This is a genomic window from Roseateles sp. P5_E11 (assembly GCF_054049355.1).
In genome coordinates this window covers 1-11929 of the sequence record NZ_JBFUMO010000141.1, presented here as the reverse complement: position 1 = coordinate 11929, position 11929 = coordinate 1, and the positions used below count along the sequence as shown (strand labels likewise).

At 67.3% G+C, this 11929-nt stretch carries 14 protein-coding genes and 1 tRNA gene; 9 read left to right on the top strand and 6 right to left on the bottom strand.

The window, feature by feature from the left end:
* Positions 1-509, bottom strand: a 509-nt coding sequence (locus ACXJKR_RS12855) for a 2OG-Fe dioxygenase family protein (RefSeq protein WP_457323164.1), incomplete at its 3' end; no start/stop codon positions are given.
* 1 nt (position 510) lies between these two features.
* The gene (locus ACXJKR_RS12850) at positions 511-1530 is read right to left on the bottom strand and encodes a CDP-6-deoxy-delta-3,4-glucoseen reductase (protein WP_457323163.1); all 1020 of its coding nucleotides are present in this window, start codon (positions 1528-1530) and stop codon (positions 511-513) included.
* On the opposite strand from ACXJKR_RS12850, the gene ACXJKR_RS12845 reads away from it, so the two are divergent.
* Entirely contained in the window at positions 1529-2464 is a 936-nt protein-coding gene (locus ACXJKR_RS12845; protein WP_457323162.1) for an NAD-dependent epimerase/dehydratase family protein, read from the top strand. The two genes, ACXJKR_RS12850 and ACXJKR_RS12845, sit on opposite strands and share 2 nt — an antisense overlap.
* On the opposite strand, the gene ACXJKR_RS12840 is transcribed toward ACXJKR_RS12845, so the two are convergent.
* Together ACXJKR_RS12840 and ACXJKR_RS12835 are read right to left on the bottom strand one after the other, a co-directional pair.
* Positions 2461-3042 carry a rhomboid family intramembrane serine protease gene (locus tag ACXJKR_RS12840; protein WP_457323161.1) on the bottom strand — a complete coding sequence of 194 codons (582 nt, stop codon included), beginning with the start codon at positions 3040-3042 and terminating at the stop codon, positions 2461-2463. The genes ACXJKR_RS12845 and ACXJKR_RS12840 overlap by 4 nt on opposite strands.
* A 96-nt stretch (positions 3043-3138) precedes the next feature.
* A tRNA-Leu gene (locus ACXJKR_RS12835) sits at positions 3139-3223 on the bottom strand.
* 91 nt (positions 3224-3314) lie between these two features.
* On the opposite strand from ACXJKR_RS12835, the gene cysM reads away from it, so the two are divergent.
* The 3 genes from cysM to ACXJKR_RS12820 are packed head-to-tail and all read left to right on the top strand — an operon-like array spanning position 3315 to position 4973.
* Positions 3315-4211: a cysteine synthase CysM gene (gene cysM, locus ACXJKR_RS12830; protein ID WP_057299825.1), complete on the top strand. Its 897-nt coding sequence runs from the start codon at positions 3315-3317 to the stop codon at positions 4209-4211.
* A complete protein-coding gene (locus ACXJKR_RS12825) occupies positions 4208-4741 on the top strand; it encodes an NUDIX domain-containing protein (protein ID WP_457323160.1) in 534 nt (177 codons plus the stop codon). The genes cysM and ACXJKR_RS12825 overlap by 4 nt, the downstream gene beginning before the upstream one ends.
* Before the next feature lie 4 nt (positions 4742-4745).
* Positions 4746-4973, top strand: a complete 228-nt coding sequence (locus ACXJKR_RS12820) for a sulfurtransferase TusA family protein (protein ID WP_457323159.1) — start codon at positions 4746-4748, stop codon at positions 4971-4973.
* Positions 4974-5098: 125 nt separating this feature from the next.
* Here the strand turns inward: ACXJKR_RS12820 and galU are convergent, their stop codons facing one another.
* Positions 5099-5989: a UTP--glucose-1-phosphate uridylyltransferase GalU gene (galU, locus tag ACXJKR_RS12815; protein ID WP_457323158.1), complete on the bottom strand. Its 891-nt coding sequence runs from the start codon at positions 5987-5989 to the stop codon at positions 5099-5101.
* Positions 5990-6068: 79 nt separating this feature from the next.
* Here galU and ACXJKR_RS12810 point away from each other — a divergent pair, with 79 nt between their 5' ends.
* Positions 6069-7019: an NAD(P)-dependent oxidoreductase gene (locus ACXJKR_RS12810; RefSeq protein ID WP_082532597.1), complete on the top strand. Its 951-nt coding sequence runs from the start codon at positions 6069-6071 to the stop codon at positions 7017-7019.
* Here ACXJKR_RS12810 and ACXJKR_RS12805 read toward each other — a convergent pair.
* The gene (locus ACXJKR_RS12805) at positions 7013-9829 is read right to left on the bottom strand and encodes a valine--tRNA ligase (protein ID WP_457323157.1); all 2817 of its coding nucleotides are present in this window, start codon (positions 9827-9829) and stop codon (positions 7013-7015) included. The genes ACXJKR_RS12810 and ACXJKR_RS12805 overlap by 7 nt on opposite strands.
* Before the next feature lie 260 nt (positions 9830-10089).
* Here ACXJKR_RS12805 and ACXJKR_RS12800 point away from each other — a divergent pair, with 260 nt between their 5' ends.
* From ACXJKR_RS12800 to ACXJKR_RS12785, 4 genes are all read left to right on the top strand, one after another.
* Positions 10090-10527 carry a Spy/CpxP family protein refolding chaperone gene (locus ACXJKR_RS12800; RefSeq protein WP_457323156.1) on the top strand — a complete coding sequence of 146 codons (438 nt, stop codon included), beginning with the start codon at positions 10090-10092 and terminating at the stop codon, positions 10525-10527.
* On the top strand, positions 10527-10814 hold the full coding sequence (locus ACXJKR_RS12795; RefSeq protein ID WP_457323155.1) for a 4Fe-4S binding protein: 288 nt from the start codon (positions 10527-10529) through the stop codon (positions 10812-10814). The genes ACXJKR_RS12800 and ACXJKR_RS12795 overlap by 1 nt, the downstream gene beginning before the upstream one ends.
* A gap of 7 nt (positions 10815-10821) precedes the next feature.
* Positions 10822-11529: a response regulator transcription factor gene (locus ACXJKR_RS12790; RefSeq protein ID WP_457323154.1), complete on the top strand. Its 708-nt coding sequence runs from the start codon at positions 10822-10824 to the stop codon at positions 11527-11529.
* Positions 11529-11929: HAMP domain-containing protein (locus ACXJKR_RS12785; protein WP_457323153.1), on the top strand; the 401-nt coding region annotated here is incomplete at its 3' end. The genes ACXJKR_RS12790 and ACXJKR_RS12785, both read left to right, overlap by 1 nt.

The following is an 11929-nucleotide window of genomic DNA, read 5'->3' as shown; positions in this document are numbered from 1 at the left end:
ACGAAGAGCACGGCTACGAGGTCGACGCCGTCGCGGTGGGCGCCCTCGGGCGTCGGGCGGCCGATGCCATCGCTGGTGTCGATGCGGAAAGGGTGGGCCTCGATGAACCAGGCCTGCTCGCCCTTCAGTGCCGACGCCGTTTTCGCCAACCCCAGCAGCAGCGCCGTCCAGGCAGGTGAATTGACCATCTCCTGCGCCAGCGGCACGAACCAGCGCTGGATGCCGCCGTGCAGCGCGTTGTAGTCCAGCGGCTGCCAGTGGGCGCGGTGGGGCTGAAGAGTCAGCGTGTCGCCGTCGGCGACGAAGCAGCCGTGGCGTCGGAAGCGGTAGCGGCCGCCGTCGCGCAGGTAGCCATCGGGCGGCAGGTCGTCCCAGCAGGGCTTGAGGGTGTCGAGGTCGTCGGCAGAGGCGCCCAGCACGCCAAGCGAACTTGGCGCCAGCACGGCCTCGCCATCGCGCTTCAGCGCGTCGACCAGTTCAGCAGCGGGTGTCCACGGCGGCTCGAACATCTCAGTGCTTGTCCGCTTCGGACGTGAACGCGTCCGCGTAGAACTCTTCCGCCGGCAGGTTGCACTGCGCGACGAAGTCCCGCTGCGCCGACTCGACCACGATGGGCGCGCCGCAGGCGTAGACCTGATGGCCCGTCATGTCGGCCAAGTCTTCCATGACGGCGCGGTGGACGAACCCCGTGCGGCCTGTCCAGCCCTCGTCGGGCTCGGACAGTACCGGCACATAGGTCAGCTGCGGCCATTCCGAGGCGATCAGCGCCGCCCAGTCGTTCAGATACAGGTCGGCCTGCTTGCGCGCACCCCAGTACAAAACCATGGGCCGGCTCGACGCGATGTGGCGGGCCCGTTCGATGATGGCCTTGATGGGTGCAAAGCCGGTGCCGCTGGCCAGCAGCACGATGGGCTTGTCGCTGTCCTCGCGCAGGAAGAAGCTGCCGAATGGGCCTTCCATGCGCAGGATGTCCTTCTCCTTGAGCGCACCGAAGACGTGATCGGTGAACTTGCCGCCGGGCATGTGGCGGATGTGCAGCTCGATCTGCCCAGGCAGGCTGTGCGGCGCATTGGCCATCGAGTAGCTGCGGCGCGAGCCGTCACGCAGGATGAACTCGACGTACTGGCCGGCGCGGAACTGGAAGTTCTGGTTGGCCGCCAGCTGCATCGTCAGCACCGCCACGTCGGGCGCCGGGCGCAGTATGGCGATGACGCGGCTGGGCAGCTTCAGCACCGGGAACTCGCCGGCGCCAGGCACCGTGCGGGCCTCGACGGTGCAGTCAGTCTGCGGCCGGGCGCAGCAGGTCAGCACATAACCGGCGGCCTCTTCCTCGGCGGTCAGCGCCTTGGGCTGGTGGTTGCCGTGGATGACGGCACCTTCAAGCAGCTTGCTCTTGCAGGAGCCGCAGGCGCCGTCCTTGCAGCCATAAGGCAGGCCTACGCCATTGCGGATGGCGGCGGCAAGCAGGGTGTCATCGCCCTCGGTCTGATAGACGCGGCCGGCGGGCTGGATGGTGATCTGATGGGACATGGCTTCCAAAAAGCAGCGGCCCCGCAGACATTTCCGGGGCCGTAGACTGCCCGCCATTTTGCCCGAGGCCGGTTTGACCCCACGACTCCTCATCATTGGCTGCGGCGACGTCGGCCTGCGCGTCCTGAAGCTGCTCGCGGGCCGCTGGCGGGTTTTTGCACTGACGTCCAGCGCAAGCCGTGCAGCGGAGCTCAGGGCCGCAGGAGCCGTCCCGCTGGTTGGCAATCTCGATGACGCGGCGACGCTGGCGCGCCTGGCTGGACTGGCCAATCTCGTGCTGCATCTCGCGCCACCGGCCCGCGACGGCGAGGCGGATCTGCGCACCCGCCATCTGCTCGCTGCCCTCGCGTGCAAGCCGCCCGCGGCGCTGGTTTACGCGAGCACGACCGGCGTCTATGGCGACTGCGGTGGTGCCTTCATCGACGAGACGCGGGCACTGAACCCGGCGACCGACCGTGCCCGCCGACGTGTCGATGCAGAGGCCCAGCTGCGCRCCTTTGGTCGCCGTCACGGCACGCGTGTCAGCCTGCTGCGCATTCCCGGCATCTATGCACGCGACCGCGAAGGGGGCCACCCCCGCGAGCGCCTGGCGCGGGGCACGCCGGTGTTGAGACGGGAGGAGGATGTCTACACCAACCACATCCATGCGGATGATCTGGCGCATGCCTGCCTGCTGGCGCTGCTGCGCGGCCTGCCGCAGCGCGCCGTCAATGTCTGCGACGACAGCCAGCTGCTGATGGGCGACTACTTCGACCTGGCCGCCGACCTCGGTGGTCTGCCGCGGCCCGTGCGCATCACGCGTGCTGAAGCAGCCCAAACCATGAGTGCCATGCAGCTGAGTTTCTGGAGCGAATCACGCCGGTTGAGCAATGCCCGTCTCAGGCACGAGCTGCGATTGGCGCTGCGCTACCCGACGCCGAAAGAAGGCCTCTAGCCGCGCCGCCGCGGCGAGCGCCAGTGGCGGATCAACAGCCACGCGCCCAGCATGCCGCCCAGGTGGGCGAAGTGGGCGATGCCACTGCTGCCGCTGAAACCCAGGATCAGTTCCAGGCCGCCGAAGATGGCGACGAAGTATTTCGCCTTCATCGGGATCGGCGGGATCAGCGGCACGATGATGCGGTTGGGGAACAGCATGCCGAAGGACAGCAGCAGGCCGAAGATCGCGCCGGAGGCCCCGACGGTGGGGGACTGGGCACCGATGACCCAGGTGAATATCAGTTGCACGACGGCGGCGCTCAGCGCGCTGGCCACCAGCATCTGCGTGTAGCGCCGCGCGCCCMAGACGCGCTCCAGCTCGCCGCCGAACATCCACAGGCCCAGCATGTTGAACAGCAGATGCTCGAAGCTGCCATGCAGGAAGGCATAGCTCAGCAGCTGCCAGGGCATGAAGAAGCCCGAGTTCAGCGGCCACAGCTGGAACCAGTAGGCCAATCCGGGGAAGAGGTAGAAAAAGCAGAAAGCACCGACACAGGCCAGGATGAAGGCCTTGGTGACTGAAGGCAGTGGGGGCATGGATCGCGCGGCTTGCGCCCCGGGAGGGCGCCTGCACCGGGAGGGCCGGTGCTTGTCGTTTTGAGTATGCCAGCACAAGCCGGCTGCTGTTTCGCCTGGTGCCCGGGGCCGGACTCGAACCGGCACACCTTGCGGCGGGGGATTTTGAGTCCCCTGCGTCTACCGATTTCGCCACCCGGGCCCGTCGGAAACAGCATCGCGCTTTGCACGCGAGGGGCGGATTATGCACTCGACAAGGCTCGACTTTGTTCCCGCTGCCACAATCGTCGCCCATGAGCTACCCGACCCTCGAAGACGTCATCGGCGCAACCCCCCTCGTGCGCCTGCAGCGACTGCTCGGCGACGATGCGCGCGGCAATGTGATCCTGGCCAAGCTGGAGGGCAACAACCCGGCCGGCTCCGTGAAGGACCGGCCAGCCATCAGCATGATCAAGCGCGCCGAGGAGCGCGGCGAGATCAAGCCGGGCGATACCCTGATCGAGGCGACTTCCGGCAACACCGGCATCGCGCTGGCCATGGCCGCGGCCATCCGCGGCTACCGCATGGTGCTGATCATGCCGGAGGACCTGTCCATCGAGCGCGCCCAGACGATGAAGGCCTTCGGCGCGGAGTTGATCCTGACGCCCAAGACCGGTGGCATGGAGTACGCCCGTGACCTGGCTGAGCAGATGGCCGGCGAAGGCAAGGGCCGCGTGCTGGACCAGTTCGCCAATGCCGACAATCCACGCGCCCACTACGAGACCACCGGTCCCGAGCTGTGGAAGGACACYGGCGGGCGCATCACCCATTTCGTCAGTGCGATGGGCACGACGGGCACCATCACCGGCGTGTCGCGCTTCTTGAAGGAGAAGAACGCGGCTGTGCGCATCGTCGGCGCCCAGCCGGCGGAAGGATCGCGCATCCCGGGCATCCGCAAGTGGCCCGAGGCCTACATGCCCAGGATCTATGACCCGAGCGGCGTGGACGAACTGGTGCTGGTCAGCCAGAGCGACGCCGAGGACATGGCGCGCCGCCTGGCCCGCGAGGAGGGCCTGTTCGCCGGTATCTCGTCAGCCGGCGCCTGCTGGGTGGCGCTGCAGATCGCGCGCCGCGTCGAGAACGCGACCATCGCCTTCATCGTCTGCGACCGCGGCGACCGTTATCTGTCGACGGGCGTGTTTCCTGCATGACGGACTACAAGTTCTGTCCCGTCTGCGCGACGCAGCTGGGCTGGATCACGCAGGCCGAGGACGGTGGCGACAAGGAGCGCCTGCGCTGCCCGGCCTGTGGCTTCACGCACTGGAACAATCCGACGCCGGTGCTGGCCGCCGTCATCGAATGCACGGACCGCGACGGCCAGGTGCTGCTCGCCCGCAACGCGGCCTGGCCGGGGCGCTTCTTCGGCCTGATCACGGGCTTCATGGAGTCTGGCGAGACGCCGGAGGAGGGCATCCGTCGCGAGATCGCCGAGGAGACTTCGCTGGAGGTGGACAGCCTGAACCTGCTCGGCGTCTGGGACTTCCAGCGCATGAACCAGATCATCATTGCCTACCATGCGGCGGCGCGCGGCGAGATCCGCCTGTCGCCTGAGTTGGCGGAGTACAAGCTGATTGCGCCCAAGGACGTGCGCTGCTGGCCGCAGGGCACCGGTCAGGCGCTGGCGACCTGGCTGCGCAGCAAAGGCATCGAACCCCAATGGCTCGACCTGAAGCGAGAATGAGGCCATGGACGTCCAACGCGAGATCGACACGCGGGGCCTGAACTGCCCCTTGCCCATCCTGAAAGCCAAGAAGGCCTTGGCCGAAATGCTCAGCGGCGAGTTGCTGCGCGTCGTGGCGACCGACCCGGGTTCGATGCGCGACTTCCAGGCCTTTGCGCGCCAGACGGGCAATGAACTGGTGGAACAGACCTCGTCGGGCGACGAGTTCATCCACGTGCTGCGCAGGCGCTGAGCAGGCCCTGGTCAGTTGGGGGCAGAGCTACTCGCTGCGCTCGGGCGGTCTGTCCCGCAAAGCCAATCCTGAGTCAGTTGGGGACAGAGCTACTCGCTACGCTCGGGCGGTCTGTCCCGCAAAGCTTAGAGATTCAGGCCCTGCAGGAATTCCTTGAAGCCCGGGCCGAGCTGCGGGTGGGCCAGGGCCAGTTCCACGTTGGCCTGCAGGAAACCTTCCTTGCTGCCGCAGTCATAGCGCTTGYCGTCATAGCGGTAGGCAAACACCTTCTCGCGACGCAGCAGGCCGGCAATGCCGTCGGTCAGCTGGATCTCGCCGCCCACGCCGCGTGGYTGGTTGGCAATCTCGTGGAAGACGCCCGGCGTCAGGATGTAGCGGCCGGCCACGCCCAGGCGTGAGGGTGCGTCTTCGGGCGCGGGCTTCTCGACGATGCGGTTCACGTCCATCAGGTGGTCATTGACCTGGGTGCCGGCGACGATGCCATAGCGGCGGGTGTGTTCGGGCGGCACTTCCTGCACGGCGAGGATGGAGGCGCGCCAGTCGGCGAACTGCTCGACCATCTGCTTGAGGATGGGGGTCTCGCCCACCATCAGGTCGTCGGCCAGCAGCACGGCGAAGGGCTCGTTGCCCACCAGGCGCTGACCGCACAGCACGGCGTGGCCGAGGCCGAGGGCCTGGGCCTGGCGCACATAGATGCACTCCATGTCGTCGGGCTTGACCGAGCGCACCACGTCCAGCAGGTCCTGCTTGCCGGAGTTTTCCAGCGCCACCTCGAGCTCGAAGGTCATGTCGAAGTGATCTTCGATGGGGCGCTTGTGGCGGCCCGTCACGAAGATCATCTCGCGCACGCCGGCGGCATAGGCCTCTTCCACCGCGTACTGGATCAGCGGCTTGTCGACAACCGGCAGCATCTCCTTGGGTTGGGCCTTGGTGGCCGGCAGGAAGCGGGTGCCGAGGCCGGCCACCGGGAAGATGGCCTTGGTGATCGGCGATTTGGACGAAGAAGCCATGGGCATACACTGGGTTGACAGGGTCGCAACGATTGTGTCACGGGGGTTGTGACGGTCTGACCCCTGAGTCGGGCACATACAAACAATGACAGTCCTGATCCTTGAACCGTTGGAAGCCGAGGTGGTGCAATGGCTGGCCGAGCGCCACGATGCCCGCTTTGCGCCTGAACTCGTGGGTGACCCTGAGGGCCTGGTAGAGGCACTGCAGAACTCCCGTGCCCTGGTGGCGCCCCCCGAAGTGCGCATCGATGCCGAACTGCTGCGCGGCGCGCCGGGACTGCGTGCCATCGGCCGTGCCAGCGGCGGCGCGGAGAACATCGACATCGAGGCCTGCCGCAAGGCGGGCGTGGAGGTCGTGCGCTCCCAGGCTTCCACGGCCAGCGCCGAGGCGGAATTCGCTGTCGGTGCCCTGCTCAGCCTGCTCAGGCGGGTGCCCATCGAGGGCAGCGACGGCCTCAAGGTGGGGCGGGAGCTGGGCTGTTCGACGATTGGCGTGCTGGGCCTGACACCGACGGCTCAGGTGTTGACCCAGCTGCTGCATGCCTTCGGTACACGGGTCATCGGCTATGACCCCGCCCTGCATCCGAGCGACGCGACCTGGGCACGCTGGGGCATCGATTCGGTTTCCTTGAGCGAGCTGGTCGAGCACAGCGACGGCCTGGTGCTGCTGCTGCCTTATTTCCCGCGCTTTCGCGGCCTCCTCGGCGACCGTCAGCTGGAGAACGTGCGCGCAGGCCAGGTCCTGGTCGGCCTGAGCCAGTCCGGCGTCGTCGACGAGGCGGCCCTGGGCCGGGCTCTGCGCAACGGCAAGCTGCGAGCCGCGTGGTTCGACAGCCTGGAACCGGGTTGGCTGGAGGCAGGGCGACCCCTGCACGGCATCGCCACGCTGCAGGTGACGCCGCGGCTGGCGGGCACGACGCGGGAGTCGCGCGTGCGCGCCGCCTGGGCGGTGGCGCGCGGCCTGGACGAGTTGCTGGGTGCACCAGCCAAGGGCAAGAAGAAGGCCACATCCAAGGTGGCCATCGACTATTACTGAGGCGGCAGGCGCTTGAGCTGTTCGTGCAGGCGCGCCACCGTCTCCTTGAAGCCCGCCACGCGGGCACGCTCCTGCTCGACGACGGCAGCCGGCGCGCGGGCGACGAAGCCCTCATTGCCCAGCTTGGCCTCGGCCTTGACGATTTCGCCTTCCAGACGCGTGACTTCCTTGGTCAAGCGGGCGCGCTCGGCGGCCACGTCGATCTCGACCTTCAGGGCCAGCTTCGCGGCGCCATGCAGCAGCACCGGTGACGTCGCGCTCTGCTTGGCGAACTCGGCCTCGTCGGCAATCAGCTCCACGGCCGYCAGCTTGGCCAGCACCTTCAGCACGGCCGCGGCCTCGCTGAGGAAGGACAAGTCACCACCCACCAGCAGCGGCACGCGGTCGCTGGGGCTGAGGTTCATCTCGCTGCGCAGGCTGCGGGTCGTGCCGACCACTTCCTTGAGCTGGGCCATCCAGGCGTCGGMGGCCGCGTCAATGCGCTCGGGCTGGGCGACAGGGTAGGGCGCCTGGCCGATGAAGTCGGTCGCCTTGCGGCCGGCGACAGGGGCGACGGTCTGCCACAGCTCCTCGGTGATGAAAGGCGCGACGGGGTGCAGCAGGCGCAGCGTCGTCTCCAGCACGCGGATCAGCGTGCGGCGGGTGGCGCGCTGCTGGGCCTCGTCACCCGTCTGGATCTGCACCTTGGCGATTTCCAGATACCAGTCGCAGTACTCGTCCCAGACGAAGCTGTAGACGGCGTTGGCGACGTTGTCGAGGCGGTACTCGGCAAAGCCCTGGGCCACGGCCGCTTCGACGCGCTGCAGTTCGCTCGTGATCCAGCGGTCGGCCTGGCTGAACTTGTTGTAGCCAGGCGGGCAGGCGCCTTGGTCGTGCGCGAGGCCGCAGTCCTGGCCTTCGGTGTTCATCAGCACGAAGCGGGTTGCGTTCCAGAGCTTGTTGCAGAAGTTGCGATAGCCCTCGCAGCGCTTGGTGTCGAAGTTGATGTTGCGGCCCAGGCTCGCGTAGCTGGCCATCGTGAAGCGCAGTGCATCGGCGCCATAGGCCGGCATGCCTTCGGGGAACTCCTTCTTCACGCGGGCTGCGACCTTGGGCGCCGTCTCGGGCTTGCGCAGGCCGGTGGTGGACTTCTGGATCAGCGTGTCGAGGTCGACACCCTGGATCAGGTCCACCGGGTCCAGCACATTGCCCTCGCTCTTGCTCATCTTCTGGCCCTGCGAGTCGCGCACCAGGCCGTGGATGTAGACGTCCTTGAAGGGCACCTGGCCGGTGAAGTGCGTCGTCATCATGATCATCCGGGCGACCCAGAAGAAGATGATGTCGTAGCCGGTGACGAGCACGGAGGAGGGGAGGAAGAGTTCCTGCTCCAGCGTCTTCTGCGGCCAGCCCAGCGTCGAGAAGGGCACCAGGRCCGACGAGTACCAGGTGTCCAGCACGTCGGGGTCGCGGGTCAGCTCGCCCAGGTAGCCGGCGGCCTTGGCGYGGGCCTGGGCCTCATCCTCGCTGCGCGCGACGAACAGCTCGCCGCCCGTGCCGTACCAGGCCGGGATCTGGTGGCCCCACCACAGCTGGCGCGAGATGCACCAGTCCTGCAGGTTGCCCATCCAGTGGTTGTAGGTGTTGACCCACTGCTCGGGGTAGAACTTGACCGCGCCGGTCTCGACGGCGGCAATCGCCTTGTCGGCAATGCTCTTGCCATCGGCGCTGGGCTTGGTGACTGCAACGAACCACTGGTCGGTCAGCATCGGCTCGATGACCTGGCCGGTGCGCTCGCAGCGCGGCACCTGCAGCTTGTGCTTCTTGACCTCGACGAGCAGGCCTTGCGCCTCCAGGTCGGCGACGACGCGCTTGCGGGCGACGAAGCGGTCCAGCCCGCGGTAGGTCTCGGGGGCGTTGTCGTTGATCCTGGCCTGCAGGTCCAGCACCGCGATCATGGGCAGGTTGTGGCGCTGGCCCACCGCGTAGTCGTTGGTGTCGTGCGCCGGCGTGACCTTGACGACGCCGGTGCCGAACTCGCGGTCCACGTAGTCGTCGGCGATGACGGGGATCTCGCGGTCCGTCAGCGGCAGCTTGACCAGCTTGCCGATCAGCGCGGCGTAGCGCTCGTCCTCTGGGTGGACCATGACGGCCACGTCACCCAGCATGGTCTCCGGTCGCGTGGTGGCCACCACGACCGAGCCCGAACCGTCTGCCAGCGGATAGCGGATATGCCACAGCGAGCCGTCTTCCTCTTCGGAGTTCACCTCCAGATCGGACACGGCGGACTGCAGCACCGGATCCCAGCTCACCAAGCGAGTGCCGCGGTAGATCAGGCCTTCCTCGTAAAGCCGCACGAAGGTCTCGACGACGACGGTCGAGAGCTTTTCATCCATCGTGAAGTACTCATGGCCCCAGCTGACCGAGTCCCCAAGCCGGCGCATCTGGCCGGTGATGGTGTCACCGGATTGCTGTTTCCATTCCCACACGCGGGCGACGAAATTCTTGCGACCGAGTTCCTTGCGGCTGGTGCCAGCGGCCTGCAGCTGCCGCTCGACGACGATCTGCGTCGCGATGCCGGCGTGGTCGGTGCCCGGCACCCACAGCGTGTTGTCGCCCTTCATGCGGTGGTAGCGCGTCAGCGAGTCCATCACCGTCTGGTTGAAGGCATGGCCCATGTGCAGCGTGCCCGTCACATTGGGCGGCGGCAGCTGGATGCTGAACGAGGGCTTGGCCGGGTCCAGCGTCGGCTCATACAGGCCGGCGGCTTCCCACTTGGGGCCCCAATGGGCTTCCAGGGCGGCGGGTTCGAAGGACTTGGCAAGTTCGGTCATCGCGGCGTCGCCCGCTGTGAAGCTGGGGCGAAAAGAGGGCTTTTCGGGGGTCTGCGATTGTAGGGGGCCGCACTCGCGCGGCCTCCGCGCCGATCAGCGCGTCTGCAGCTTCAACTGTGACAAGGGCGCACAGCCTCCCCGGTCCCGGGCGAAACAAAACGATACCCGGCGATACCGCGTCGAGATGCTCTGGCGCGGGCTAACCGCAAACATGAGCGCCATCCCCACCACGGGCCTCGAGCGCCCTACGGAGCAGCACCATGAACTTTTTTCGTCGCTGGCACGCCCACCACGAGTTCCACCACCACTTTGGCCACGGTCATCGCGGCCATCATTTCGGCCGCCATGCTGATGGCTTCGCCCACCTCCTTCTCAACCGAGTCGGCGCCAAGCTGGACCTGGACGCCGAGCAGCACCGCAAGCTCGGCGCCTGGCTTGAGCAGCTCCAGCACCAGCGTGACACGATGAGGGGCCTGGCCCGCGGCCCCGAGGTGGCGGGCCTGTTCGCCGGTGAGCAATTCGCCCGCGAGCCGGCGCAGCAACTGCTGGACGCCAAGCTGGATGCGCTGCGCGCCGCCGGCCCCGGCCTTGTCACGGCCTTTGCCGACTTCTTCGATTCGCTGGACACGGAGCAGCGCCAGGTGCTGCGCTTCATGATGCGACGCTTCGGCCGGCATGAGCGGCGAGACGCGGCGTGATGGATGTCCACTGCGGCAAGCAGCCCCGCGGCCGCTTTGTGCCGCACATCGACCGCAACCGCTGCGAGGGCAAGGGCGAATGCGTCGCCGTCTGTCCCTTCAACGTGTTCACCTTGGGCAAGCTGGCACCCGAGCAGCGCCAGTCCCTGAGCCTGTTCGGCAAGCTCCGGGGCATGGCCCACGGTTGGGAGCAGGCCTTCACGCCCAATGCCGCCGCCTGCGAAGCCTGCGGCCATTGCGTCAGCGCCTGTCCCGAGCGAGCCATCACCCTGGTGCGGGCCGAATAATCGCGACATGCACAGACTGCTGCTGATTGACGACGATGAGGCCCTGGCCGGGCCGCTGACGCAATACCTTGCCCGCTTCGACCTCCAGCTTGAGGCTGTCACGCGGCCCAGCATCGCGCTGACGCGGCTGGCGGCCGAGCGCTTCGACGCGTTGATCCTCGACGGCATGCTGCCCGAGATGGACGGCTTCGAGTTCTGCAAGCAGCTGCGCGCCAGCAGCGAGGCCTGGCGCGACATGCCGGTGCTGATGCTGACCGCGCGCGGCGATCTGACCGACCGGGTCGTCGGGCTGGAGCTGGGCGCCGACGACTACCTGCCCAAGCCCTTCGAGCCCCGCGAACTGGCGGCACGGCTGCAGACCATCCTGCGCCGCACGCGCTTTGTATCGGCGGCTGCCCCGAGCGTGGTTCAGTCTTCCGCCAAGCTGTGCTTCGAGGGCCTCGAGATCGACACCACGCGCCGCGAGGTGCTTTGCGCGAGTGGCTTGGTCGAGCTGACCGGCACCGAATACGAACTGCTCGTGATGCTGGCCCGCGAGCCGGGCAAGGTCTTCTCGCGCGACGACATCCTGAACCGGCTGCGTGGCCAGGAAGCCGAGCTGTTCACCCGGGCCGTCGACATCCTGGTGAGCCGCCTGCGCCGCAAGCTTGAGCCGCTGGTGGCCCTGAAGACCCTGCGCAACGCCGGCTATTGCTTCGCATTGCCCAGCAAATGATGAAGCCGCACGCCTACGACCACCGCTGGCGCGAGCGCTGGGAACGCAAGCGGGCCAAGCGCGCCCGGCGCATGAACCGCGACTGGGAATACCGCTGGCGTGTGCGCCATCGCTGGCACCAGCGCTGGCATCACCAGCACAAGCGCTTCAAGCATTCGCTCGGTGCGCGGCTGATCGCCATCTTCATCCTGCTAGCCTGCATCAGCAGCACCATTCTGTGGATGTCGATGGGCAGCGCCTACAGCCTGCTTTGGGCCGTGCCGGCGCTATTCGTGGTTACGGGCCTGGCCTTCGGCATGATCCGCCACATGGTCTGGCCGCTGCATGCGCTGGCCATCGGCGCCGAGGCCTTCCGTCGCGGTGAGTTCTCGCACCGTGTGCCCGTGATCCACAGCGACGA

Coding starts and splice junctions, on each gene's coding strand:
- ACXJKR_RS12790 (WP_457323154.1), top strand. CDS start 10,822: ATGCACAGACTGCTGCTGATTGACGACGATGAGGCCCTGGCCGGGCCG.
- ACXJKR_RS12850 (WP_457323163.1), bottom strand. CDS start 1,530: ATGTCCCATCAGATCACCATCCAGCCCGCCGGCCGCGTCTATCAGACC.
- ACXJKR_RS12795 (WP_457323155.1), top strand. CDS start 10,527: ATGGATGTCCACTGCGGCAAGCAGCCCCGCGGCCGCTTTGTGCCGCAC.
- ACXJKR_RS12825 (WP_457323160.1), top strand. CDS start 4,208: ATGACGGACTACAAGTTCTGTCCCGTCTGCGCGACGCAGCTGGGCTGG.
- ACXJKR_RS12810 (WP_082532597.1), top strand. CDS start 6,069: ATGACAGTCCTGATCCTTGAACCGTTGGAAGCCGAGGTGGTGCAATGG.
- ACXJKR_RS12820 (WP_457323159.1), top strand. CDS start 4,746: ATGGACGTCCAACGCGAGATCGACACGCGGGGCCTGAACTGCCCCTTG.
- ACXJKR_RS12800 (WP_457323156.1), top strand. CDS start 10,090: ATGAACTTTTTTCGTCGCTGGCACGCCCACCACGAGTTCCACCACCAC.